Here is a 24,986-nt window from a genome sequence, read left to right as displayed (position 1 = left end):
GGTGTCGCCGTTTTCTAAAACGAATGTTTGAATTGCCGCGCAGGGCACAAGGTTGGCCGCGGCTGCCGGCGGCAACGCGCATGTGACTATAGGCGACCAGCCTTGTTATCATCCGGGCCATTGCTTAATACCGGCGGCGCGGACATGTCCCAACTCTTCTTGCTCAACAAGCCCTACGGCGTGATTTGCCAGTTTTCCGAGCACCCCTTGCATCCCACACTCAAGTCCTGCGTCGCCCAGCCCGGCATCTACCCGGCCGGGAGGCTGGATACCGACAGCGAAGGGCTGCTGCTGCTCACCGGCGACGGCGAGCTGCAGCACCGCATCAGCGATCCGCGCTGGAAACTGCCGAAGACCTACTGGGTGCAGGTGGAGGGGCGGCCGGACGAGGACAAGCTGGCCGCGCTGCGCGCCGGGGTCGATCTTGGCGATTTCATTACCCAGCCGGCCGAAGTGCGCGTGCTGCCGGAAGCGCCGGCACTGTGGGAGCGCAAGCCGCCGGTGCGCTTTCGCAAGACGGTGCCGGATACCTGGCTGGAGATCATCATCAGCGAAGGCAAGAACCGCCAGGTGCGGCGCATGACGGCCAAGGTCGGCCTGCCGACGCTGCGTCTGGTGCGGGTGGCGATCGGGCCGTGGCGGCTGGACGAGCTGCAGCCGGGCATGCTGCGCAGTATCGAGGTGTCGCTTGCCGACTTGCCACGCACGCGACCGACAAAGCCGGCCGGGCCGGCCCCGGCGCGCAGGGATGGCGTGAGCAAAAATTCCGCGGGCAAGAACGCCGCGAACCAGAGCAGAACGCAGCCCGCCGCGCCGCAGGCCGCGTCCGCACCGGCGCCGCGCTTCCGCTTCGCCAAGAAGAAGTAAGGCCGCCACAGTCATTCCTCTGCGCCGGACAGTCGGCGCCAGCGAGGTGCCACGATGCAGATTCCCGAGTACTACAACCCGGTGGCGCGCGAGATTGCGCAGGCGCTGGTGGACGGCTTCAACCGCCACTACCAGCTGTTTCGCGAGGTCAGCCAGCAGGCCAAGCAGCTGTTCGAGGACGCCGCGTGGCAGGGGGTGCAGCGGCTGGTGCGTGACCGCATCCAGTTCTACGACGAGCGCGTGCACGAGACGGTGCAGCGCCTGCAGCACCAGTTTCACGCCGACCTGCTGGACGACGAAATCTGGCAGCAGGCCAAGCTGTACTTCATCGGCCTGTTGACCAACCATAAGCAGCCGGAGCTGGCGGAGACCTTCTTCAACTCGGTGTTCACCCGCATCCTGCACCGCGACTACTTCAACAACGATTTCATCTTCATCCGCCCGGCGATCTCCACCGAGTACATCGAGTCCGACCCGCCGTCCTACCGCAGTTACTACCCCAAGCAGCGCGGCTTGCGCCACACGCTGCGCCAGATCGTGGCCGATTTCGGCTGGCGGCGGCCGTTTGCCAACCTGTCGCGCGACCTGGCGTGGGTGATCCGCGCGGTGGACGATTACTTCGCGCAAGGTTGGCCGCAGGCCGAGGCCAACCTGCAGATCCAGCTGCTGTCCAGCGCCTTCTACCGCAACAAGACCGCCTACATCTTCGGCAAGGTGGTGAATGGCGGCCAGGTCTACCCGTTTGCCGTGCCGGTACTGCACGACGCCGACGGCTGCCTGTACCTGGACACCGTGCTGCTGGAGCCGTGGCGCATCGGCGTGCTGTTCTCCTTCAGCCGCGCCTACTTCATGGCCGACATGGAAGTGCCGTCCGGCTACGTGCAGTTTTTGCGCTCGATGCTGCCGACCAAGACCAAGGCCGAGCTGTACACCATGCTCGGGCTGCAGAAGCAGGGCAAGAACACCTTCTACCGCGACTTCATGCAGCACCTGCAGCACTCCAACGATCAGTTCACGGTGGCGCCGGGCATCCGCGGCCTGGTGATGCTGGTGTTCACCCTGCCGTCCTACCCCTACGTGTTCAAGCTGATCAAGGACGTGTTCGGCGGGCCGAAGGAAGTGGACCGTGCCACGGTGAAGGCCAAGTACCAGCTGGTGAAGCGCCACGACCGCGTTGGCCGCATGGCCGATACGCTGGAGTTCTCCAACGTCGCGTTTCCCAAGGCGCGCTTCAGCGACGAGCTGCTGGACGAATTGCGCCGGCTGGCCACCAGCAGCATCGAGGAAGGTCCGGACACGCTGGTGATCAAGCACCTGTACATCGAGCGGCGCATGAAGCCGCTGAACCTGTACCTGATGAACAGCGACACGGCGGAAAAAGAGCGCGTGGTGCGCGAGTACGGCGACGCGATCCGCGATCTGGCGGCGGCCAACATCTTCCCCGGCGACATGCTCTTCAAGAACTTCGGCGTCACCCGTTACGGGCGGGTGATCTTCTACGACTACGACGAAATCGAGTACATGACCGACTGCCACTTCCGCCGCATTCCGCCGGCGCCGAACCCGGAAATGGAGCTGTCCGGCGAGGTGTGGTATCCGGTGGCGCGTAACGACGTGTTCCCGGAGGAGTTCGGCACCTTCCTGCTGGGCGATCCGCTGGTGCGGCGGGTATTTCTGCAGTACCACCGCGAGCTGCTGGACGCCGGCTTCTGGCAGCACAAGCAGCAGCGCATCCGCGATGGCTATATCGAGGACTTCTATCCCTACCCGGTGGAGCTGCGCTTCTGCCACCGCTACGCCGCCCGGCTGCGGCGGCAGGATGCCGGCGCGTCGTAGCGGCCGGAGACGGGCATAAAAAACCGGGAGTTCAGCGCTCCCGGTGTGGTGGTGACCCCGTGCCTATTGTGGCGTGCACTGGTGGTCCTGGAAGTAGGCGATCGGGCCCGCGCTGGTCAGGCCGATATGAAAACAGCTGTCCTCCGCAAAAGTGACACCCAGGTTTTCGGTGGCGCGTACCACCTCGAACAACACTTCAACTTCCTTGAAATATTTGGCAACGCGGTCATTGCCGTCCAGCCACGCCAGAATGCGGTCCCGCTGCGGGTGTTCGCTTTCCAGACTGAGCTGGCAATCGGAACAACTGACCAGGCTGATTGCCGGTGGGATGGAAATATTCAGGCTGGCAAGCTCTTCACGCACAATGGCGGAGAATTGCGACAACTCCCGCATCGCGCGCTCGCGGATGCCTGAAAGAGGGAGGGCTTCGCCACCGTTGGCCGTACCGAACAGGCGGGCTAGAGCGGATGTAACGGCGTAACCTTCTGCATGCATGATATGGGGTTCCTCCAGTGGGACAGCGTTGATCGGGTGCTCACTTATCTGCACTGTGTTTGCGGCAGATTCGTGTTTGTATTGTAGGCAACCGTATGCAGAACGCCTGTCTTTATTTTGTCATTTTTTGCAATTCGTACAGCAGCTCCAGCGCCTGCCGCGGCGTCAGGCTGTCGCTGTCGATATCGCGCAGCCGCTCCAGCGCCGGGTGCGGCTCGGCCTCCACTTCCACCACGCGCGGGGTGCTGAACAGGTCCGGCTGCTGGCTGGCGGCGGACTGGTTTTCCAGCTCGGTGAGATAGCGTTTCGCCTCGCGGATCACCTTCGGCGGCACGCCGGCCAGCTGCGCCACCGCCAGGCCGTAGCTCTGGCTGGCCGGGCCGTCCTCGACGTGGTGCAGGAACACGATGCGGTCCTTGTGCTCCACCGCCGACAGGTGCACGTTGGCCACCGTGTTGTAGCTGGCGGCGAGGCTGGTCAGCTCGAAGTAGTGGGTGGCGAACAGGGTGTAGGCGCGGTTCTTCTCGATCAGCGCCTTGGCGATCGCCCACGCCAGCGCCAGGCCGTCGAAGGTGGACGTGCCGCGGCCAACCTCGTCCATCAGCACCAGCGACTTGTCGGTCGCGTTGTTGAGGATGTTGGCGGTCTCGGTCATCTCCACCATGAAGGTCGAGCGGCCGCCGGCGAGATCGTCGCTGGCGCCGATGCGGGTGAAGATGCGGTCGATCTGGCCGATGGTGGCGGCGTCGGCCGGCACGAAGCTGCCGATGTGCGCCATCAGCGTGATCAGCGCGTTCTGCCGCATATAGGTCGACTTACCGCCCATGTTCGGGCCGGTGATCAAGAGCAGCTTGCGTTCTGCGGCCAACCTGGTGTCGTTGGCGATGAAGCGCTCCACCTCCGCCTCCACCACCGGGTGGCGGCCGGCAACGATGTCCAGCCGGGTCTCCGCCACGAACTGCGGCTCCACGTAGTTGTGGTTGGCGGCGCGCTCGGCAAACGCGGCCAGCACGTCCAGACCGGCCACCGCCTGCGCGATCAGCTTCAGCTCGCTGATGTGGGGCGCCAGCTGGTCCAGCACTAGCTCATACAGCTGTTTTTCCAGTGCCAGCGACTTGTCCTGCGCCGACAGCGCCTTGTCCTCGAAGGTTTTCAGCTCCGGCGTGATGTAGCGCTCGGCGTTCTTCAGCGTCTGGCGGCGGCGGTAGTCTTCCGGCACGTTCACCGACTGCGCCTTCGACACCTCGATGTAGAAGCCGTGCACGCGGTTGAATTCCACCTTCAGCGTGCTGATGCCGGTGCGCTCCTTCTCGCGCGCCTCCAGCTGAAGCAGGAAGTCGCCGCAGTCGTTCTGGATCGCGCGAAGCTCGTCGAGGTCGGCATTGAGGCCGTGGTTGATCACGCCGCCGTCGCGCAGGAAAGTGGCCGGCTCCGGCAGGATGGCGGCGCGCAGCAGGCTTTCCACCGGCGAATTGTCCGGCAGCAGCGTCGCCAGCTCGGCCAGCAGCGGCGCGTCCAGGCTGGCGGCCAAGGTTTTGGCGCCGCGGAGCGCGTTCAGCGAATCGCGCAGCGCAGCGAGGTCGCGCGGCCGCGCCGAACGCAGCGCGATGCGCGCGGTGATGCGCTCGATGTCGGCCACCTCGCGCAGCTGGGCGTGGATGTCGCCGTGGCGGGTTAGCAGCGCGCGCACCGCCTGCAGGCGGCGCGCCAGCTTGTCGTGGCGGCGGATCGGGTGGTGCAGCCAGTGGCGCAGCAGGCGGCTGCCCATGCTGGTGGCGCAGCCATCCAGCAGCGACGCCAGCGTCGGCGACGGTTCGCCACGGATGGTTTCGGTCAGTTCCAGATTGCGGCGGGTGGCGGCGTCCATGCGGATCAGCTCGCCGGCGTCTTCCACCGCCAGCTGCGCGATGTGCGCCGGGTTCACCCCTTGCGTCGACTTCACGTACTCAAGCAAGGCGCCGGCGGCACCCACCGCCACCGGCAGGGTGTCGGCGCCGAAGCCGGCCAGGTCGCGGGTGCCGAAGTGGCGGGTCAGCGCCAGCGTGGACGACTCGCTATCGAACTGCCACGGCGGCAGCTTTTTCTTTGGCATGGTGATGGCGTCGAAGGCCGCGAGACCGGTGTCGTCGGGGATCACCAGCTCGGCCGGCTTCAGCCGCTCCAGTTCGCTGGCGAGCTCCTCGACGCCGGTCTGCATCACCTTGAATTCGCCGCTGGCCAGCGACAGCCAGGCCAGACCCAGCACGCCCTTGTGCATATTGACGGCCAGCACCAGGTTGTCACGCTTGTCGTCCAGGAGCGCGGCGTCGGTCAGCGTCCCCGGCGTGACGATACGTACCACCTTGCGCTCCACCGGGCCCTTGCTGGTCGCCGGGTCGCCGATCTGTTCGGCAATGGCCACCGACTCGCCCATCTTCACCAGCCGCGCGAGATAGCCTTCGGCGGCGTGGTAGGGGATGCCCGCCATGCGGATCGGGTTGCCGCCGCTGGCGCCGCGCGCGGTGAGGGTGATGTCCAGCAGCCGCGATGCCTTCTCGGCGTCGTCGTAGAACAGCTCGTAGAAGTCGCCCATGCGGTAGAACAGCAGCTTGTCGGCGTGTTCGCGTTTCAGGGCGAGGTACTGCTGCATCATCGGCGTGTGCTGGGGTGTGGTCATCAGGCTGTCCGTCGGAGGTAAAAAGGTTGGCCGCAATAGGCAACGCCCCGACAGGCGGGGCGCGGCAAGCTATTTTACGGGATGTGACCGGTGCCGTCACGGCGGGTCGGCGCTGAGCGCGACGGCGCGGTGGCGACCGGCGGCCTTGGCCGCGTACAGCGCGCTGTCGGCACGGGCGAGCAGGGTGCGGCTGTCGTCGTCGGCCTGCAGGCAGGCGACGCCGATGGAGCTGGTGATGGCGAGGATGTGATGCCCGCTCTGGATGCGCAGCTCGCTGATGTCGTCGATGATGCGCTCGGCCAGGTCCAGCGCCTCGTGCAGCCCCAGCCCCGGCAGCAGCAGACAGAATTCCTCGCCGCCGATGCGGCCGGCGACATCGCTTTCGCGCAGCACTTCTTCCAGCGCGTCGCCCAGTGCGGCCAGCACCAGATCGCCGGCGTGGTGGCCGTAGCGGTCGTTGATCTGCTTGAAGTGGTCGAGGTCCAGCATCAGTACCGACAGCGGCGCGTGCTGCACCTGCGCCAGCTGCAGCTGCGTCTCCAGCCGCGTCAGCAGCGTCGGGCGGTTGAACAGCCCGGTCAGCGCGTCGATGGTGGCCTGCTGCTCGAGGATGCGCTGCAGCGCCTTGCGCTGGCTGATGTCGCGCGCCGAGCCCCAGATCACCGGCTGGCCGTCCAGCATCAGGCGGCGGGCGCTGACCTCGACCTCGAGCAGCGCGCCGTCCTTGGTGCGGTTGACGCTTTCGAAGGTCTCGCCGTCCTCGCCGGTGGCGGCCAGCCGCTGGCGGATGCTCTGCGGCGTGCTGCCGGGCACCACCTGCCACAGGTGCATGTGCAGCAGCTCGTCCAGGCTGTAGCCCAGCATCTGGCACAGGCTGTCGCTGGCCTCCAGGAAGCGGCCATTCATGTCGATGATGGACAGGCCGTCGGCGGCGTTCTGCAGGATGGCGCGGTACCACTGGCTGCGGCTGTCCAGCTGGCGGTGGATGGTCTGGTTTTCCAGCAGCAGCGCCAGCAGGCGCGCGGTGTCCTCGAGGATGGTGATCGCCTGCGGCGTCGGCGCCGACGGCGTGCGGTGGTAGACGGCGAAGGTGCCGTGCACGGTGCCCTTGCTGTCGATCAGCGGCTCCGACCAGCAGCTGCCCAGTTCGAAGCGCGCCGCCAGCTCGCGGTACGGCGCCCAGTTCGGGTGCAGTTGCAGGTTTTCCGCCACCACCCGTTTCGCGTGCCACACCGCGGCGCCGCAGCTGCCGACCATCGGGCCGGGGGCGAGGCCGACCAGGCGTTGCTGGTAGGCGCTGGGCAGCGACGGCCCGGCCACCGGCTGCAGGCGGCCGCGCGAATCCAGCAGCAGGATGGAGCAGCGCCATTCCGGCAGCGCCAGCTCGATCTGCTGCACCACGGTGCGCAGCAGGGCGTCCAGCGGCGTGCCCTGTGCGTTCTGGCGCAGGATGTCGCTGTGCAGCAGCTGCCAGTGCTGGCGCCTGGCCTGCTTCTCGCGTTGCTGCAGCTGTTCCAGCTCGGCGCCGGCGCGTTCGATGAAGGGCTGCAGCAGCGCCGGCAGTTCCGGCGCGAAGAAATCGGGGCGCGCATCCAGCAGCGCCAGGTGGCCCAGGCAATGCGCATCGCCGTCCAGCAGCGGCCAGGCAAGACAGCTCTGCCATGCCTGCTGGCCGGCCTCGGGCAGGCACTGCCGCAGGCCGCGACCGAGCAGCAGCGGTTGCCGGGTGTCGAACAGGCAGTTGCAGGGCAGCTGGCGCGGTGCGCCACCGGCGGCATCGTTGGCAAACAGTACCTGCAGCTGGCGGTGCGGGCCGCTGCTGCGCTGCGACAGCAGCACGCGCTCGGCCCCGGTCAGGCAGGCGAGCTGGCTGACCAGTTGTTGCAGGTACTTTTTGCCGATGCAGCTGGCGCTGTGCAGCAACAGGGCATCGCGGATGCGTTGGGGATCGGGCATGGCTGGCGCGCTCGGTGCGTATCCGTTTCAGTATGCAACTTAGTTCCGGCTTGCGGAAGCAATGAATGGTGGCCGCCACGGCAAGGGGCTGGTGTGTGGTTTGACAAGTATTATTTCCAGCGTCTATGATCCATATCAAACTTTCAGAAATTACTGAAAATTGGAAAACAACATGAACCTGCCACCCCTGATTCAATCCTTCGTACTGCATTTCGGCGAAATGGGCAGCCACTGGGGCATCAATCGCACCGTGGGCCAGATCTACGCCTTGCTGTACGTCTCCGACAAACCGCTCAACGCCGACGACATCGTCGAGGCCATCGGCTGTTCGCGCTCCAATACCAGCATGGCGCTGAAGGAGCTGCAGGCGTGGCGGCTGGTCAAGCTGCAGCACCTGCCCGGCGACCGCCGCGAATACTTCTCCACCCCGGACGACGTGTGGGCGATCTTCAAGACCCTGGCCGAGGAGCGGCAGAAGCGCGAGGTGGAGCCGACGCTGACCATGCTGCGCGGCGCGATCATGGAAACGCCGTCCGGCGACGCCGAGCGCCACGCGCAGGCGCGCATGAACGAGATGTACCAGCTGATCGAGCTGGTGACCAAGTGGTTCGCCGACATCCGCGACATGGACGTGGACACGCTGCAGAAGCTGATGAAGCTGGGCAGCCAGGTGCAGAAGGTGCTGCAGTTCACGCAGAGCATCGGCCGCCTCACCGGCCGCGACAGCAACCGTAACGCCGACGCGGAGGCCTGAACATGGACAGCTTCGATCCGCTGACGCTGGCGCGCATCCAGTTTGCGGCCAACATCAGTTTCCACATCCTGTTTCCCACCATCAGCATCGCCATGGGCTGGGTACTGCTGTACTTCAAGACCCGCTTCGACCGCAGCGGCGACCAAGCGTGGCTGGATGCCTACGGCTTCTGGGTGAAGATCTTCGCGCTCACCTTCGCGCTGGGGGTGGTGTCCGGCATCACCATGAGCTTCCAGTTCGGCACCAACTGGCTGGGCTATATGCAGAAGGTCGGCAACGTCGCCGGGCCGCTGCTGGCTTACGAGGTGCTGACCGCATTTTTCCTGGAGGCGACCTTCCTCGGCATCATGCTGTTCGGCCGCTCGCGGGTGAGCAACCGCGTGCACACGCTGGCCACCTTCCTGGTGGCGTTCGGCACCACGGTGTCGGCGTTCTGGATCATCGCGCTGAACTCGTGGATGCAGACCCCGGCCGGTGTCAGCGTGGTGGACGGCAAGGTGCACGTAGAGAGCTGGCTGGCGGTGATCTTCAACCCGTCGATGCCGTACCGGCTGACGCACATGCTGCTGGCCTCCGGCCTGACCGTGGCCTTCCTGGTGGCCGGGGTGTCGGCCTACCGCTGGCTGCGCGGCGACCGTGGCGCCGGTGTGCGCCACGCGCTGAAGACCGGCGTCACCCTCGCCGCCGTGCTGATCCCGCTGCAGATCCTGGTCGGCGACGCGCACGGGCTGAACACCTTCCATCACCAGCCAGCCAAGCTGGCGGCGATCGAGGGCGTGTGGCACACCGAGCGCGGCGCGCCGCTGCTACTGTTCGCACTGCCGGACGAGGCGACACAGTCCAACCGCTACGCGCTGGGCATTCCCAAGCTGGCCAGCCTGATCATCACCCACCAGCCGGACGGCGAGATTCGCGGCCTCAACGAGTTTGCCGGCGCGCATCCGCCGGTGGCCAAGGTGTTCTGGAGCTTCCGCGTGATGGTGGCGGTGGGCGTGGCGATGCTGCTGGCCAGCTGGCTGGCGGCGTGGCAGCTGCGCCGCCGCGGCGAGCCGGCGCCATGGCTGGCACGTGCGCTGGTGGCGATGACCTTTTCCGGCTGGCTGGCGACGCTGGCCGGCTGGTACGTGACCGAAATCGGCCGCCAGCCGTGGCTGGTGACCGGCATCCTGCGCACCGCCGATGCCGCCTCGGCGGTGGGCGGCGGCATGATCCTGTCCACCTTGCTGATGTATCTGGCGCTGTACGCGGTGCTGCTGGCCAGCTACGTGTCGGTGGTGTTCTATCTGGCGAAAAAGGCCGGCCAGCCGGCTGCGGCCAACCTTGAAGGAGTCTCGGCATGAATGCGGAACTGTGGTTGCCGGTGATCTTCGCCGGCCTGATGGCCATCTCCTTGCTGGCCTACGTGATCCTCGACGGCTACGACCTGGGCGTCGGCGTGCTGCTGCCGCTGGGCAGCGACAGCCAGCGCGACACCATGATCGCCAGCATCGGCCCGTTCTGGGACGCCAACGAAACCTGGCTGGTGTTGGGCGTCGGCCTGCTGCTGGTGGCGTTTCCGATGGCGCACGGCATCATCCTCGGCGAGCTGTACCTGCCGGTGGCGCTGATGCTGCTGGGGTTGATCCTGCGCGGCGTGGCGTTCGACTTCCGCGTCAAGGCGCAGGCGCACCACCAGCCGGCGTGGAATGCCGCCTTCGCCGCCGGCTCCCTGCTGGCGGCAGCCAGCCAGGGCGTGATGCTGGGGCGTTACCTCACCGGCTTCGCGCCCGGTGCCGCCGCCTGGGGCTTCGCGCTACTGGCCGGCGCCGGGCTGACCGCCGCCTACGTGCTGCTCGGTGCCGGCTGGCTGATTATGAAGACCGAGGGCGAACTGCAGCAGCGCGCCACGCGCTGGGCGCAGCGCGCGTTGCTGGGCACCGGCGTCGCGGTCGCCGCGGTATCGATCGCCACGCCGCTGGCAAGCAGCCGCATCGCCGCCAAGTGGTTCACGCTGCCGGATGTGCTGCTGCTGTTGCCGCTGCCGCTGGTCACGCTGGCGCTGTTCGTGCTGCTGGCCGTCAGCCTGCCAAGGTTGGCCGCAAGGCAGGCGGCGGGCAACGACAGCTTCTGCTGGCTGCCGTTTGCCGCCACCGTCGGCATCGTGCTGCTGTCGTTCTGGGGGCTGGCCTACAGCGTGTTTCCGGAGATCGTCATCGGCCGGCTGACCATCTGGCAGGCGGCCAGCGACGCGGAGGCGCTGTGGGTGATTCTGGCCGGCGCCGCGGTGGTGCTGCCCACCATCATCGGCTACACCGTGTTCGCCTACCGCGTGTTCTGGGGCAAGGCGCGCGAACTGAGCTATTCCTGAGGGTAAGCGCGGCAGCGGGCTGTTGCTTTCCCGCGGGTGCCTCGCGGCGGATTGACCTGTGTCAAAGTCCCTGTCAAGGGTAGGGGTAAGATCGAATTTATCCTGATTAGATACCGGAAACACCGGGAGGAGCTTGAAATGGAACTGTGGAAACAACTGCTCTCTGACGATGTCGGCTTGCTGAGTGTCATCACCATCGGCGTCACTTCCGTGATCGTCACCACCATCATCGTGATGTTCATCAAGAAGGTGAAAAACAGCGACCGCAAGTAAGCGCGACGCCGATTTCCGCAAAAAGGGTACGACCACGGTCGTACCCTTTTTCATGGCTGTGCCGCTGCTTGTGGCGTGGCTGGCAACACCCCGCAAACCAGTTAAGCCCGGGTGCGCCGCCGCCGATCGTTGCAGCAGCACGCCACGGCGGCGCAAGACCGGTCAGCGGTTTTGCTTGCGGCGCCTAGTGGCGGGCCAGCCGCTGCAGCCGCGCCACGCCGACCGGCTCTTCCGCCTGCAGCGGCACGATCGCCCAGCGCCGCGCGTGCTGTCGTGCCACCAGCTCGATCTGCGCCAGCTCGTTGCCGGCACGCTGCTGCAACAGCGGCGACTGCGGCCGCGCCAGCGCCAGGCTGTTGTTGATCAGCCAGGCCCAAGGCTCGATGCCGGCGCGGCGCAGGTCCGCCTGCAGGTTGGCCGCCTCCAGTACCGGCGTGGTTTCCGCCAGCGTCACCAGCAGCACCTTGGTCTGCACCGGGTTCTGCAACTGCATCATCGGAGTGGTGAAGTGCAGGCCCTTGCTGCCCATCTGTCGCGCCACCTCGCGGTGATAGGCGCCGGTGGCGTCCAGCAGCAGCAGGGTGTGGCCGGTGGGCGCGGTGTCCATCACCACGAACTGCCTGCCGGCGCTGCGGATGATGCGGGAAAAGGCCTGGAACACGGCGATTTCCTCGGTGCACGGCGAGCGCAGGTCTTCTTCCAGCATCGCACGGCCGGCGGCGTCCAGATGCTTGCCCTTGCTGGCCAGCACCAGTTCGCGGTAGCGCGCGGTTTCCGCTTGCGGGTCGATGCGGCTGAGCTGCAGCGTGGGCAGTGCGCCGGCCACGGTTTCGGCGAGGTGGGCGGCCGGATCAGAGGTGGTCAGGTGCACGGCGTGGCCGCGGCTGGCCAGCTCCACCGCCACCGCGGCGGCCAGCGTGGTCTTGCCGACACCGCCCTTGCCCATCAGCATGATCAGACCGTGGCCGTCCCGCGCCAGCTCGTCGACCAGGCTGGCCAGATCCGGCGCCGGCGGCGGGGTGGGGGCTGCCGTCGTCGCGCCGGCCGGCACGCTGGCGCCCGGTTGCAGTAGCGCCTGCAGCGCTGACACCCCCACCAGATTGAACGGCAGCAAGGGCAGCAGGTCGCGCGGCAGCGTCTGCAGTGGCGCCGGCATCGCCGCCAAGGCCGCCTGTTCGCGTTGCCAGAGCGCGCGCGCCAGCGGGTCGTCGCCGACTGCCTGCTGCGGCAGTACGCCATTGAGCACCAGGTACTGCTGCTGCAGGCCGAGGGCGGCCAGCTCGCCCTGTGTGCGTGCCACCTCGCGCAGCGTCGCCGGCTGCGGCCGTGCCACCAGGATCAGCCGCGTCCTGCTGCCGTCGGCCAGCGCCGCCACCGCCGCCTGGTACTGGCTGCGCTGCTTGTCGAGGCCGGCCAGCGGCCCGAGGCAGGAGGCGTCGCCCTTGCCGGCCTGCAGGAAGCCGCTCCAGGCGCCGGGCAGCTGCAGCAGGCGGATGGTGTGGCCTGTGGGCGCGGTGTCGAACACGATGTGCTGGTATTGCCGCTGCAGCGCGGCATCGGTGAGCAGGGCGGTGAATTCGTCAAAGGCGGCGATCTCGGTGGTGCAGGCGCCGGACAGCTGTTCGGTCAGGCTGTTGACCTCGGCGTCCGGCAGCACACCGCGCAGCGGGGTGATGATGCGGTCGCGGTACTGCTGCGCCGCCGCCTGCGGGTCGATCTCCAGTGCCGACAGCCCGGCGACGCTGTCGATGGCGGTGATGCGGTTGCCGATCTCGGTGCCGAACACCTGGCCGACATTGGAGGCCGGATCGGTGCTGACCAGCAGCACGCGCTTGCCTTGTGCCGCGAGGTGGATGGCGCAGGCGCAGGCCAGCGAGGTCTTGCCGACACCGCCTTTGCCGGTGAAAAACAGGAAGGGTGGGGCCTGGTCGAGAAAGTGCATGGGCAACCTTTCGGCAGTGCGGCCGGCGACGCCAGCGGCGGGCAGGCAGCGTGGGGGAGGGGGCACTACAGCATGGCAGATTCGCGGTGCGGCGGGGGTGATCGCCGTCAACGGTGCGCCACAAACGGCAAAAGCCGGAAGCGCTGGGCAGCACTTCCGGCTTTCTGATCCTGGTCGGGGTGAGAGGATTCGAACCTCCGGCCTCTACGTCCCGAACGTAGCGCTCTACCAGGCTAAGCTACACCCCGAATGCTGCGTATTTTAGCCAGCTTGCCGGCCAAAGAAAAGCCCCCTGCCGCGGTGTGGCTTCAGGCTGTGCGCCAGTGCCGGCGCTACCGGCAGCGATTTTTCCGGCAAAACAAGGCCTTAGCCGTCACCGCGTGGGCAGGCTCAGGGCGCGGCTTTTTTCTTGCGTCCGCGCGGGGTTTTCTGCTGGCTTTCCTGCGCGCGATACCACGCCTCCAGCGCTTCCTCCGCGTTCATCACGTGCTGGCGCAAAAAGGCCGCCGCGCTGATGGCGTCCTTCTGCTTGCACAGCTCCAGCAGCTGCGTGTGTTCGCGGTGGGCGCGGTCGTTGAAGCCGGTGAGCAGGATCTGCATCCGCGTGTAGCGGTCGGTACGGTTGTGCAGCTGCTCGATGATGGCCAGCGTCTGTGGCCGGCTGGCGGCGCGGTACAGCGCGAGGTGGAACTGCGCGTTGAGAATGCCCCAGGCACTGATGTCCTTGTCGCGCAGCGCGGTCTCGAAGCGGGCGAGCAGCGCCTCGGCCTCGGCGATGTCGGCGCTGGTCTGGCGCGGAATCGCCTCCAGCAGCACGTCGCACTCCAGCAGCACGCGCACGCGCAGCAGCTCGACGATTTCCGGCAGCGACAGCTGTGACACCACCGCGCCCTTGTTGTCCTCGATATTGACCAGCCCTTCCGCTTCCAGCTGGCGCAGTGCCTCGCGCACCGGAACCCGACTCATGCCCAGCTCGCGCGACAGCGCTTCCTGGCGCAGCTGGCTGCCGTCCGCCCATTCGCCGGCCAGAATGCGCTGGCGGATGGCGTCGGTGGCGACGGTGGTGAGTGACAGCGGTGCGCTGTCCTTGCTTTCCTGACTCATGGTGACCTCTTTCATGCAGGCGCTACCTTACCATAGCTGGCCGGCCGGCCACGCGCTTGTCATTGCTGGCGGCGACAAAAAAGCGCCCCGCAGGGCGCAAGGTGCAGTCAGGGGCGCCTGCACGCAGAGCAAGCATTACAGCCCGAGATAGCTGGTCTTCACCGTGGTGTAGAACTCCGCGGCGTAGCGGCCCTGTTCGCGCGGGCCGTGGCTGGAGCCTTTGCGGCCGCCGAACGGCACGTGGTAGTCCACCCCGGCGGTGGGCAGGTTGACCATCACCATGCCGGCCTCGGCATGGCGGCGGAAGTGGGTGGCCAGCGCCAGCGACTGGGTGCAGATGCCGGCGGCGAGGCCGAACGGCGTGTCGTTGGCCAGCGCCAGCGCGTGCTCGTAGTCGTCGGCGCGCAGCACCGCCGCCACCGGGCCGAAGATCTCCTCGCGGCTGATCGCCATCTGCGGCGTGCAGCCGGCAAACAGCGCCGGTGACTGGTAGTAGCCGCGGGTGGCCAGCGTCAGCCGTTCGCCGCCGCACAGCAGGCTGGCGCCGTCGGCCAGGCCCTTGTCCACGTAGGACAGGTTGCCGGCCAGCTGCGCTTCGCTGGCCACCGGGCCGATCTGGCTGGCACTGTCCAGCGCGTGGCCGACGCGCAGCGCCGCGGTGCGCTCGGCCAGCCGCGCGACGAAGGCGTCGTGGATGCCATGGCAGACGATGATGCGGCTGCTGGCGGTGCAGCGCTGGCCGGTGGAATAGAACGCGCCGTTGATCGCGCATTCCACCGCCTGTTCCAGTTGCGCGTCGTCGGCGATGAGCAGCGGGTTCTTGCCACCCATCTCCAGCTGCACCTTGATACCGCGCGCGGCGCAGTCTGCGGCCAACCTTTCGCCGGTCGCCTGCGAGCCGGTAAAGCTCAGCGCGTCGATGCCGGCATCCAGCAGCGCCGGCCCCAGCACGCGGCCGCTACCCATCACCAGGTTGAACACCCCGGCCGGCAGGCCGGCGCGTTGCAGGATGTCGGCCAGTGCCCACGCCGAGCCCGGCACCAGCTCCGCCGGTTTCATTACCACGCAGTTGCCGAAGGCCAGCGCCGGCGCCGATTTCCATGCCGGAATCGCGATCGGGAAGTTCCACGGCGTGATCAGCCCGACCACACCCACCGGCTCGCGGCTGATCAGCACCTCGACGCCGGGGCGCACCGAATCCAGCAGCTCGCCCTGTTGGCGCAGCGCCTCGCCGGCAAAAAACTTGAAGATCTGGCCGGCGCGCGCCACCTCGCCGATGGCTTCCGGCAGCGTCTTGCCTTCCTCGCGCGCCAGCAGCGTGCCCAGCTCGATCTTGCGCGCCAGGATCTCGTTGCCGGCGGCATCGAGAATGTCGGCGCGCTGTTGTGGCGTGCTGCGCGACCACGCCGGAAAGGCGGCGCGCGCGGCGGCGACGGCGTCGCGCATGTCGGCGGCACTGGCGCTGGCGTAGTCGCCGACCACGTCGTCGAGGTCGGACGGATTACGGTTGACGATGGCCGGCTGTCCGCCGCGCCACTCGCCGTTGATCAGGTTGCAATGCATGGAAACTCCCGGTGGCTGCCGGCAGGCGGCAGCGCGCATCCGCCGCAGGGGCGGGCCTATGGACAGGAAGGCCGCCGGCCATGACGGGCATGGCCGGCGGCTGCGGCCAGGGTTGGCCGCAACGGCTTACAGCGTCGGCAGCGCCGGACGGCTGGCGAGGCCAGCCTCGATCACCGCCGCTACGCGTTCGCGCTCGGCGCCGACCAGTGGCAGACGCGGCGCACGTACGTGCTCGGTGCCCACGCCCACCATGGCTTCACACAGCTTCAGGTTCTGTACCAGCTTCATCGAGACGTCCAGATGCAGCAGCGGCGCGAACCAGCGGTAGATGGCGCGCGCTTCTTCCACGCGGCCAGCCTTGGCCAGCTTGTAGATGGCCACGGTTTCTTTCGGGAACGCCACCACCAGGCCGGCCACCCAGCCGTCGGCGCCCATCACGATGCTTTCCAGTGCCAGATCGTCCACGCCGCTGAAGATGGCGAAGCGGCTGCCCACCGCGTTGATCACGTTGGTCAGGGTGCGGATGTCGCCGCTGGATTCCTTGATCGCCACGTACTTCGGCTCCGCCGCCATCTCGACGTACATCTCCGGGGTGATGTTGACGCCGTAAGCGATCGGGTTGTTGTAGATCATGATCGGCAGCGGGCTGGCATCGGCCACGCGCTGGTAGTGGTTGAGGGTTTCGCGCGCGTCGGACACGTAGCGCATCGCCGGCAGCAGCATGATGCCGTCGGCGCCGGCGGCGTGGGCCGCCTGGGCCAGCGCGGCGGCGGCGCGGGTGCTGTCTTCGGCCACGGTCAGCAGCACCGGCTTGTCGCCGGCGACTTCCTTGGCCGCCTTCAGGATGGTGATCTTTTCATCGGCGGTGAGGGTGGAGGCTTCGCCCAGCGAGCCGCAGACGATGATGCCGTCGGCGCCGCATTCCAGCTGCCACTTGATGTGGTTCACGGTGCCGGCGAGATCCAGCGATTCGTCGGCGTGGAATTTGGTGGTGACAGCGGGGAAAACGCCAGTCCAGAGATGTGCCATGAAGTGTGCTCCTTGCGGGTGTGCTGCAGCCGGGTGCTGCGTTCGGTTCCCATGCTAGGACTTTTTGTATCCAATCCTCAAGCTTTTTTGTATGCAATGTTTGCATTTCGCTGCGATGTAAAAATGCTGCGCTGCGGCTGTGTTTTTTTGCGACAACGGCTGTAAGTGTTGATTTTATTGGTTGTTTGCCGATTTTGTCGTGGTGCGGGTGGTGGGCGGTGACTGTATCATTTCGGCACAATGCATTCAGTTATTGCATTCAAAACGTCAAAATCCTACAGTGGGTTCAACGCAAGCAAGGAGCAAACGTGATGGCAGTGACAGAATTTGAATGCATAGACGGCCACACCTGCGGTAACCCGGTGCGGCTGGTGACCAAGGGTGCGCCGGCGCTGAACGGCAACACCCAGGCCGAGCGGCGGCTGGATTTCCTGGCACGCTACGACTGGATGCGCACCGGCCTGATGGACGAGCCGCGCGGCCATGCGCAGATGTCCGGCGCCTTTCTGTACCCGCCGACCCGCGACGACTGCGACGTGGCGGTGCTGTATATCGAGACCAGCGGCTGCCTGCCGATGTGCGGCCACGGCACCATCGGCGTGGTCACCATGGCCATCGAGCACGGCATCGTTACCCCGAAAACCCCGGGCGTGCTGAACCTGGACACCCCGGCCGGCAAGGTGGTGGCCGAATACACGCAAGTTGGCCGCAAGGTGAAATCGGTGAAGCTCACCAATGTGCCGTCCTTCCTGCTGCTGAAAGATGTGGAAGTGGAGATCGCCGCGCTGGGCAAGCTGAAGGTGGACATTGCCTACGGCGGCAACTTCTATCCCATCGTCGAAGCGCAGGACAACTACCGCGACATGGCCGACTACACGCCGGCGCAGCTGGTGGCGATGGGCAACGAGCTGCGCGACTACCTCAACGCGCACTACGACATCGTGCATCCGCTGGATGCCAACATCCGCGGCGTGCGCCACGTGCAGTGGACTGGCGCGCCGAAGACGCCCGGTTCGCATGCGGCCAACGCGGTGCTGTACGGCGCGGCGGCACTGGACCGCTCGCCGTGCGGCACCGGCACCTCGGCACGGCTTGCGCAGCGCTACGGCCGCGGCCTGATGAAGGCCGGCGACGTGCTGGTGCACGAGAGCCTCATCGGCAGCCAGTTCACCGGCAGCATCGAGGCGGAATGCGAAGTGGCCGGCATCGCCGCCATCATCCCCGGCATTGAAGGCTGGGCGATCACCACCGGCTACAACCGCATCCTGCTGGACGATGCCGACCCGTACGTGCACGGCTTCGTGGTGGCCTGATGATGAGCGCACCGCGAGATAACACCCTGTTGCAGCCGGCGATTGCGGCCGGCGGCCGCCACGTGATCGTGGTCGGTGCCGGTATCGTCGGCATCGCCACCGCGCTGCAGCTGCGCCTCGCCGGTTGCGAGGTGACGCTGCTCGACCGTGGCGAACCGGCGATGGAAACCAGCTACGGCAATGCCGGCGCCTTCGCGGTCAGCGACATCATCCCGCTGGCCGAGCCGGGCGTGCTGCGCAAGGTGCCGGGCTGGATGTTCGACCCGCTGGGGCCGCTGGCGCTGCGCTGGCGCTACCTACCCAGCCTCACGCCGTGGCTGCTGCGCTTTCTGGCCGCCAGCCGCCCTAGCAGGGTGGCCGAGCTGACCCGCCAGCTGAATGCGCTGCTGTCGCGGGTCAATGCCGACTACGCGCCGCTGATCGAGCGCGCCGGGCTGGCGTCCATGTGGCGCCGCCACGGCAACCTCACCCTGTACCGCAGCGAGGCGGAATTCCGCGCCGCCGCCGGCGCCTGGCACAGCAAGCGCCAGCACGGTGTCGAGTGGCGCAAGCTGGCGCGCACCGACCTGGCCGCCATCGCGCCGCAGATCGCCGACGAGTGGCAGGTGGCGGTGCAGGTGCCGCAGTGGTCGCACGTCGACGACCCGTACCTGTTCAGCCGCGGCCTGTTCGATGCCTTCATCCGTGAGGGAGGGCGTTTCATCCAGGACGAGGTGCTGGCCACCGCGGCCAACGTTGGCCGCATCGTCGGCGTGGACACCGCCAGTAACGGCCGGCTGCAGGCCGACACGGTGGTGATCGCCTGCGGCGTGTGGAGCGACCGTTTTGCCCGCCAGCAGCGCTGCCGCCTGCCGCTGGAGAGCGAACGCGGCTACCACGTCACCCTGCCGCATGCCGGCGTGGCGCTGCACCACTTCATCCAGTGCGCCAGCGAGAGCTTCGTGATCCTGCCGATGGCGAACGGCGGCCTGCGCCTGGCCGGCACCGTGGAGCTGGCGCACCGCGATGCGCCGCCGAACTGGCAGCGCGCGCACATCCTGATCGAGCGCGCCCGCCGCATCGTCGGCGACTTCAGCACCGAGGGCATGAGCGTGTGGATGGGCAACCGCCCGTCGCTGCCGGACACCCTCCCGGTGATCGGTCCGGCGCCGGACTGCGGCGGCCTGTATTTCGCCACCGGCCACGGCCACCTCGGCCTGACGCTGGCGGCCACCACCGGCGCGCTGCTGGCAGAGCAGATCTGCGGTCAGGCCTGCAGCCTGGACGCCAGTGCCTATCGCCCAGACCGTTTTTGAGCCGCACCGTTTTCGCCGCCGTGCCCCGGCACGGCGGCTGGTTTGTAGTGGATGAGGAGTCGCTAACAACGGCACCTGAGACAAGGCGCGCCGACGCAGACAGTACAAGTCGTACGGCAAGGGGGCGCAACGCAGGATCAGGGATGTGGTTAGCGACGCCAGGCGCGGCAACAAGACCGCAAGACAGACCTTGGGCAACAAACAGCCGCCTTTGCGGCCAACCTTCAGTCGTGAACACAAAGGAGAAACAGCATGAAGCATTCCATCGCACCACGCGCACTGCATCTGGTCCTGGCACTGGGCGGCATGATGGCCCCGTTCGCCATCAGCGCGGCGCAGGCCGACACCGTGGTCAAGATCGGCTTTTCCTCGCCGCTGTCCGGCCCGCAGGCGCACTACGGCAAGGACAACGAGAACGCCACCCGCATGGCGATCGACGACCTCAACGCCAAGCCGATCACCATAGCCGGCCAGAAGGTGAAGTTCGAGCTGGTGTCCGAGGACGACCAGGCTGACCCGCGCGTCGGCACCCAGGTGGCACAGCGGCTGGTCGATGCCGGCGTCAAGGCGGTGATCGGCCACTTCAACTCCGGGGTGTCGATCCCGGCGTCGCGCATCTATTCCGATGCCGGCATCCCGCAGCTGTCGGTGTCCACCAACCCGGCCTACACCACCGCCGGCTACAAGACCGCCTTCCGCCTGGTCGGCAGCGACAGCCAGGTCGGCGGCTCGCTCGGCCGCTACGCGGTGATGCAGCTGAAAGCGCAGCGCATCGCGGTGATCGACGACCGCTCCGCCTACGGCCAGGGCATCGCCGACGAATTCATCAAGTCGCTGCAGACCATGGGCAAGAAGCCGGTGAAGCGTGAATACACCAGCGACAAGGCCACCGACTTCACCGCCATCCTCACCGCGCTGAAGGCGCAGAACCCGGACGTGGTGTTCTACGGCGGCGCCGACGCGCAGGCGGCACCGATGGCGCGTCAGATGAAACGCCTCGGCATCAACGCCAAGCTGATGGGCGGCGACATGCTCAGCACGCCGACCTTCATCAAGCTGGCCGGCGCCGACTCGGCCGGCCATTTCTCGGCGGTACCGGGTGGCGAACTGGGCTCGCGTCCGGCCGGCCGCGACTTTGAAAGCCGCTACAAGGCACGCTTCAAGCAGGAAGTGGTACTGCTCGGGCCGCAGTTCTACGACGGTGTGATGATCGTGGCCGACGCGATGAAGCGCGCCAACTCCACCGAGCCAGGCAAGTTCCTGCCGCTGATCGCCAGGACCGGCTACAAGGGCGTCACCGCCGATTTCAGCTTTGACGGCATGGGCAACCTGAAGAACGCGCCGGTGACCATCTCGGCGGTGGAAGGCAACGACTGGAAGGTGAAGACCGTGGTGCAGTAAGCACGGTGGCGCGTCGCCGCCGGTCGCGCATCATGCGCCGGTGCGGCGGCGCGCCGTTGTGGTGGTGCCGCTGGCGGCCGGCCGTGCCGGCGCAGGCAGTTGCAGTTGCATTTGGGGCCGGCGCAAGCCGGCCACTTTTTTTAGCGGAGATTGCCCGATGTCCATTGTTTCCCCCTTGCCGGTGCTCGACGCCGCCACTACCCAGACGCGCCTGCCGATGGCCGAATTGTGCCGCGAGGTCGCCCTGGCCGCCGCCGAGCTGGCCGCCGGCCACATCCACAGCCCGGAGCGGCAGGCACTGCCGCTGCCCGAGGGCGGCACCCTGCTGTCGATGCCGGCCAGCGCCGCCGACATCGCCATCCACAAGCTGGTCAACGTCTGCCCGCGTAACGGCGGCCAGGGTCTCGCCACTATCCACGGCGTGGTCAGCGTCTACGACGCGGCAAGCGGTGTGCCGCAGCTGCTGCTGGACGGCCCCACCGTCACCGCGCGCCGCACCGCCGCGGTATCGCTGCTGGCGATCCAGACCCTGCTGCCGCAGCCGCCACGCCACGTGGCGCTGGTGGGCACCGGCAAACAGGCGCGCGCCCATGCCGCGGCGCTGGCCGAAACCTGGCCCGGCCTGCGCGTCGACATCCACAGCCGCAGCGCGGACAGCGCCGCCACGGTGTGCCAGCAACTGGCGCACTTGCCGCTGCAACTGACGCCCAAGGTTGGCCGCATCGACGACGGCGCCGAGGTGGTGATCCTGCTTACCACCAGCCGCAGCCCGCTGTACAACGAGCCGGCGCGCGCCGGCCGCTTGCTGATCGGCACCGGCGCCTTCCGCCCGGACATGGCCGAGCTGGGGCCGACCAGCATCGCCGGCAGCCAGTTGTTCTGCGACGACGTGCCCGGCGCCCGCCACGAAGCCGGCGATCTGATCCAGGCCGGCGTCGACTGGGCGCAAGTACACAGCCTGGCCGACGCGCTGGCCGGCCGCTTCGACCCGGCCGCGCCCAAGCTGTTCAAGAGCGTGGGCAGCGCCGCCTGGGACTTGGCCGCCGCTCGTTGCGCGCTGGCCGCCAGCCAACAGGAGCACCGCGCATGAACTGGCAGAGCCGAACTTTCGACACCATCGAAATGCACACCGGCGGCGAGCCGGTGCGCATCATCCCCGGTCTGCAGGGCGACATCCATGGCGCCGACATCCTGGCCAAGCGCCGCGACATGCGCGAGCGGCTGGACGGCGTGCGCAAATTGCTGATGTTCGAGCCGCGCGGCCACTACGACATGTATGGCGCGGTGCTGGTGCGCCCCAGCCTGCCCGGCGCCGACCTCGCGGTGCTGTTCATCCACAACGAGGGCTACAGCACCATGTGCGGCCACGCGGTGATCGCGCTGGCGCGCTACGCGGTGGAGCACGGCCTGGTGCCGCGCAGCGCGCCGCTGACCCGGGTCGGCATCGAATGCCCGTGCGGTCTGGTGACCGCCTGGCTGGCGGAAGACGGCAGCATCAGCTTCGACAGCGTGCCGGCCTTCGCCTTCGCACTCGACCACCCGGTGCATGTGCCGGGCGTCGGCAAGATCAACGTCGATATCGGCTACGGCGGCGCCTTCTACGCGGTGACGTCTGCGGCCAACCTGGGCGTGTCGCTGGACGGCCGCCTGCGCGACGTGGTGGATGCCGCCAGCGCACTGAGTGAGGCGGTTCGCCGCAGCATCCGCGTGCGCCACCCGGAGGCCGAGGACCTGGGCTTTCTGTACGGCAGCATCCTTACCGACGGCGTGGAGCGCGCCGGCGACGGCCCCAGCCGCAATGTGTGCGTGTTCGCCGACGCCGAAGTGGATCGCAGCCCCACCGGCTCCGGCGTCACCACCCGCATGGCGCTACGCCACGCGCGTGGCCTGGTGGCGGTAGGGGAGGCCTGCCAGTTCGAGAGCCTCACCGGCGCGCGTTTCACCGCCAGCGTGAACGGTGCGGCCAAGCTGCCCGGCCACGATGCGGTCGGCGTGCGCGTGTCCGGCCGCGCCCACTACAGCGGCAAAGCCAGCTGGACGCTGGAGGAGGACGACGAGATCGGGCGCGGCTTTCTGCTGCGCTAGCGCCAGCCGCGCTGCCACTGGGTGGGGTCGGCCAGTGCCCGCCACGGCAGGGTGTAGTGGCGGCGGCTGAGCACCGCTTCCAGCGTGATGGTGGTGACGCGCTGCGCGTCCAGCGGATCATGCTCGACGGCGACGACCAGGAAATGCTTTTCGCGATCGCGTGGCGCGAGCGCGCTCCACTTGCTGTGCAGCAGTTTTTTCGGGCTGAGGGCGGTCATGGTGCTGGGCCTGGCTGGTGAACGGGCTAGGGCTGTGAGCCGCGGCCGCGGCAGCGGTTCCCGCGCCACAAACAAAACACCCCCGGCCGTGAGGCGCGGGGGTGTTTGTCTGTTGCGGCCAACGTTGGCCGCAACGGGGATTACTTGACGTGCTTGCCGATGATAGGCAGCAGCTGGCCCAGCACCTTTGGCGGCGCAGCCACGATGTCGCCGCTTTCCAGCCAGGTCTGCTCGCCGTGCATGTCGGTGACGATGCCGCCTGCCTCTTGCACGATCAGGCTGCCGGCGGCGATGTCCCACGGCTTCAGGTTGAATTCGAAGAAACCGTCAACGCGGCCGATGGCCACGTTGCACAGGTCCAGTGCGGCGGAGCCTTCGCGGCGGGCGCCGGCGGTCTTGCCCAGCACGTCCTTCAGGATGGCCAGATGGGTGTCGAGCATGCTCTGGTCCACGACCGGGAAGCCGGTGGAGATCAGGCATTCGTTCATGTTGATGCGCTTGGAGACGCGGATGCGGCGGTCGTTCATGAACGAGCCGACGCCGCGCGAGGCGGAGTACAGTTCGTTGCGGTTCGGGTCGTAGACCACGGCTTGCTGGATCTGGCCGCGATGCGCCATCGCGATGGAAATGCAGTACTGAGGATGGCCGTGCAGGAAGTTGGTGGTACCGTCCAGTGGGTCGATGATCCATTCGTATTCGGACTCGCCGATGCCTTTGGCGCCGGACTCTTCTGCTAGAATCGCGTGCTTCGGATAGGCTTCCATGATCACATCAATGATCGCCTGTTCGGCGGCACGGTCTACGTCGGAAACAAAGTCGTTGTGCTTCTTGTTTTCGACACGAACGGATTCCATGTTCAGCGATGCTCGCTGGATGATGTTGCCCGCACGGCGTGCTGCTTTGATGGCGATGGTGAGAATTGGATGCATTGATAGCCTCTGAATGAATCATCTGGGCAGGCGCGCGGGCGAGGTCGCCACGGCGCGGCTGCCATATTACTGGTCGATGTTAAGGAACAAAAAAACCCCGCGTGGTGCGGAGTTTTTGAATAAACCGCGATTCTACGCAAAAGTAGCCAATGAATAAACCCCAAGTACCTGATTTTTTGAAGAACATTCGCGTCGTGCTGGCGCGTCCCAGCCATCCGGGCAATATCGGCTCGGCGGCGCGGGCGATGAAAACCATGGGCCTGACCCGGCTGTATCTGGTCGAGCCGAAGGCGTTCCCGCACGAGGAGGCCAATGTGCTGGCCTCCGGCGCGGTGGACGTGGTGGAAAACGCCATCGTGGTGTCCACCCTGGCCGAGGCGCTGGCCGATGTCAGCGTCGCCTGCGCGCTGACCAGTCGCCGCCGTGAACTGTCCACCCCGCTGTCGACGCCGCGCGAGACCGCGCCGGAGCTGATGGCGCGGGCGCGTGACGGCGAGCAGGTGGCGCTGGTGTTCGGCAACGAGACCTTCGGCCTGTCCATCGACGAGGTGGAGCAGTGCAACCGGCTGGTGACGGTGCCGGGCAATCCGGACTACTTCTCGCTGAATCTGGCAATGGCGGTGCAGGTGATGACCTACGAGCTGTTCAGCCACAGCGGCGTCAGCGTCGACTACCTGAAGCCGGAAGACCGCACCGCGACGCTGGGCGAGGTCGACAGCTTCTGCGGCCACCTGGAAGCGGCGATGGATGACGTCGGCTATCTGGAGCACCGCAACAGCGAGCGCCTGCTGCGCCGCATGCGCACGCTGTTCCACCGCGCCGCACTGCAGCGCGAGGAGATCGACATCCTGCGCGGCTTCTTCAAGCAGGCGCAGCGCTTTGCCGACGGCACGCTGCCGCCGCGCAAGAAAAGCGGCGACTGA

20 protein-coding genes, 1 tRNA gene and 1 pseudogene are annotated in these 24,986 nt (G+C 67.1%); 12 read left to right on the top strand and 10 right to left on the bottom strand.

The window, feature by feature from the left end:
* Positions 1-144 precede the first annotated feature (144 nt).
* Both ACG97_RS07475 and aceK read left to right on the top strand, forming a co-directional pair.
* Positions 145-663, top strand: a pseudogene (locus ACG97_RS07475) (pseudouridine synthase); the annotation flags it as partial.
* A gap of 258 nt (positions 664-921) precedes the next feature.
* Positions 922-2,703 (top strand): bifunctional isocitrate dehydrogenase kinase/phosphatase, encoded by a 1,782-nt coding sequence (gene aceK, locus ACG97_RS07470; RefSeq protein ID WP_047966720.1) that lies wholly within the window; start codon positions 922-924, stop codon positions 2,701-2,703.
* Positions 2,704-2,766: 63 nt separating this feature from the next.
* On the opposite strand, the gene ACG97_RS07465 is transcribed toward aceK, so the two are convergent.
* From ACG97_RS07465 to ACG97_RS07455, 3 genes are all read right to left on the bottom strand, one after another.
* Positions 2,767-3,198, bottom strand: a complete 432-nt coding sequence (locus ACG97_RS07465) for a hypothetical protein (RefSeq protein WP_047966786.1) — start codon at positions 3,196-3,198, stop codon at positions 2,767-2,769.
* A gap of 112 nt (positions 3,199-3,310) precedes the next feature.
* A complete protein-coding gene (gene mutS, locus ACG97_RS07460; RefSeq protein WP_047966719.1) occupies positions 3,311-5,854 on the bottom strand; it encodes a DNA mismatch repair protein MutS in 2,544 nt (847 codons plus the stop codon).
* A gap of 96 nt (positions 5,855-5,950) precedes the next feature.
* Complete coding sequence (locus ACG97_RS07455; protein ID WP_047966718.1) at positions 5,951-7,810, bottom strand: diguanylate cyclase; 1,860 nt, start codon at positions 7,808-7,810, stop codon at positions 5,951-5,953.
* Between the two features lie 172 nt (positions 7,811-7,982).
* Here ACG97_RS07455 and ACG97_RS07450 point away from each other — a divergent pair, with 172 nt between their 5' ends.
* The 4 genes from ACG97_RS07450 (at position 7,983) to ACG97_RS17205 (ending at position 11,184) form a co-directional block, all read left to right on the top strand.
* A complete protein-coding gene (locus ACG97_RS07450) occupies positions 7,983-8,564 on the top strand; it encodes a GbsR/MarR family transcriptional regulator (protein ID WP_047966785.1) in 582 nt (193 codons plus the stop codon).
* A gap of 2 nt (positions 8,565-8,566) precedes the next feature.
* On the top strand, positions 8,567-9,904 hold the full coding sequence (locus ACG97_RS07445; RefSeq protein ID WP_047966717.1) for a cytochrome ubiquinol oxidase subunit I: 1,338 nt from the start codon (positions 8,567-8,569) through the stop codon (positions 9,902-9,904).
* Positions 9,901-10,911, top strand: a complete 1,011-nt coding sequence (locus tag ACG97_RS07440) for a cytochrome d ubiquinol oxidase subunit II (RefSeq protein ID WP_047966716.1) — start codon at positions 9,901-9,903, stop codon at positions 10,909-10,911. Before ACG97_RS07445 ends, ACG97_RS07440 begins: the two co-directional genes overlap by 4 nt.
* Positions 10,912-11,049: 138 nt before the next feature.
* Positions 11,050-11,184, top strand: coding sequence for a DUF3149 domain-containing protein (locus ACG97_RS17205; protein WP_082133684.1), 135 nt, complete (start codon positions 11,050-11,052; stop codon positions 11,182-11,184).
* A 184-nt stretch (positions 11,185-11,368) separates the two neighbouring features.
* Here ACG97_RS17205 and arsA read toward each other — a convergent pair whose 3' ends face one another.
* The 5 genes from arsA to ACG97_RS07415 all read right to left on the bottom strand — a co-directional run bounded on the left by arsA (position 11,369) and on the right by ACG97_RS07415 (position 16,822).
* Positions 11,369-13,126, bottom strand: coding sequence for an arsenical pump-driving ATPase (gene arsA / locus ACG97_RS07435; RefSeq protein WP_047966715.1), 1,758 nt, complete (start codon positions 13,124-13,126; stop codon positions 11,369-11,371).
* A gap of 171 nt (positions 13,127-13,297) precedes the next feature.
* Positions 13,298-13,374 (bottom strand) — tRNA-Pro (locus tag ACG97_RS07430).
* Between the two features lie 142 nt (positions 13,375-13,516).
* Positions 13,517-14,230 carry a GntR family transcriptional regulator gene (locus ACG97_RS07425; protein WP_047966784.1) on the bottom strand — a complete coding sequence of 238 codons (714 nt, stop codon included), beginning with the start codon at positions 14,228-14,230 and terminating at the stop codon, positions 13,517-13,519.
* A 135-nt stretch (positions 14,231-14,365) separates the two neighbouring features.
* Positions 14,366-15,793, bottom strand: a complete 1,428-nt coding sequence (locus tag ACG97_RS07420; protein WP_047966714.1) for an aldehyde dehydrogenase family protein — start codon at positions 15,791-15,793, stop codon at positions 14,366-14,368.
* 126 nt (positions 15,794-15,919) lie between these two features.
* Positions 15,920-16,822 (bottom strand): dihydrodipicolinate synthase family protein, encoded by a 903-nt coding sequence (locus ACG97_RS07415; RefSeq protein WP_047966713.1) that lies wholly within the window; start codon positions 16,820-16,822, stop codon positions 15,920-15,922.
* A 311-nt stretch (positions 16,823-17,133) separates the two neighbouring features.
* Here ACG97_RS07415 and ACG97_RS07410 point away from each other — a divergent pair, with 311 nt between their 5' ends.
* The 5 genes from ACG97_RS07410 (at position 17,134) to ACG97_RS07390 (ending at position 22,916) form a co-directional block, all read left to right on the top strand.
* The gene (locus ACG97_RS07410; RefSeq protein ID WP_047966712.1) at positions 17,134-18,135 is read left to right on the top strand and encodes a 4-hydroxyproline epimerase; all 1,002 of its coding nucleotides are present in this window, start codon (positions 17,134-17,136) and stop codon (positions 18,133-18,135) included.
* Positions 18,135-19,430 carry an FAD-binding oxidoreductase gene (locus tag ACG97_RS07405; RefSeq protein ID WP_238377287.1) on the top strand — a complete coding sequence of 432 codons (1,296 nt, stop codon included), beginning with the start codon at positions 18,135-18,137 and terminating at the stop codon, positions 19,428-19,430. Before ACG97_RS07410 ends, ACG97_RS07405 begins: the two co-directional genes overlap by 1 nt.
* A gap of 252 nt (positions 19,431-19,682) precedes the next feature.
* Positions 19,683-20,831 (top strand): branched-chain amino acid ABC transporter substrate-binding protein, encoded by a 1,149-nt coding sequence (locus tag ACG97_RS07400; protein ID WP_047966711.1) that lies wholly within the window; start codon positions 19,683-19,685, stop codon positions 20,829-20,831.
* A gap of 157 nt (positions 20,832-20,988) precedes the next feature.
* Complete coding sequence (gene lhpI / locus ACG97_RS07395; protein WP_047966710.1) at positions 20,989-21,921, top strand: bifunctional Delta(1)-pyrroline-2-carboxylate/Delta(1)-piperideine-2-carboxylate reductase; 933 nt, start codon at positions 20,989-20,991, stop codon at positions 21,919-21,921.
* On the top strand, positions 21,918-22,916 hold the full coding sequence (locus ACG97_RS07390) for a proline racemase family protein (protein ID WP_047966709.1): 999 nt from the start codon (positions 21,918-21,920) through the stop codon (positions 22,914-22,916). Before lhpI ends, ACG97_RS07390 begins: the two co-directional genes overlap by 4 nt.
* Here ACG97_RS07390 and ACG97_RS07385 read toward each other — a convergent pair.
* Complete coding sequence (locus ACG97_RS07385; RefSeq protein WP_047966708.1) at positions 22,913-23,134, bottom strand: TIGR02450 family Trp-rich protein; 222 nt, start codon at positions 23,132-23,134, stop codon at positions 22,913-22,915. The genes ACG97_RS07390 and ACG97_RS07385 overlap by 4 nt on opposite strands.
* 140 nt (positions 23,135-23,274) lie before the next feature.
* Positions 23,275-24,063, bottom strand: coding sequence for an inositol monophosphatase family protein (locus tag ACG97_RS07380; RefSeq protein WP_047966707.1), 789 nt, complete (start codon positions 24,061-24,063; stop codon positions 23,275-23,277).
* A gap of 149 nt (positions 24,064-24,212) precedes the next feature.
* Here ACG97_RS07380 and ACG97_RS07375 point away from each other — a divergent pair, with 149 nt between their 5' ends.
* The gene (locus ACG97_RS07375; RefSeq protein ID WP_047966706.1) at positions 24,213-24,986 is read left to right on the top strand and encodes an RNA methyltransferase; all 774 of its coding nucleotides are present in this window, start codon (positions 24,213-24,215) and stop codon (positions 24,984-24,986) included.

It is taken from the genome of Vogesella sp. EB (assembly GCF_001037925.1).
In the GTDB taxonomy this organism is placed as follows: Bacteria; Pseudomonadota; Gammaproteobacteria; order Burkholderiales; family Chromobacteriaceae; genus Vogesella; species Vogesella indigofera.
The sequence above is the reverse complement of the archived record's forward strand: the minus strand, read 5'-3'. Positions and strand labels throughout refer to the sequence as shown.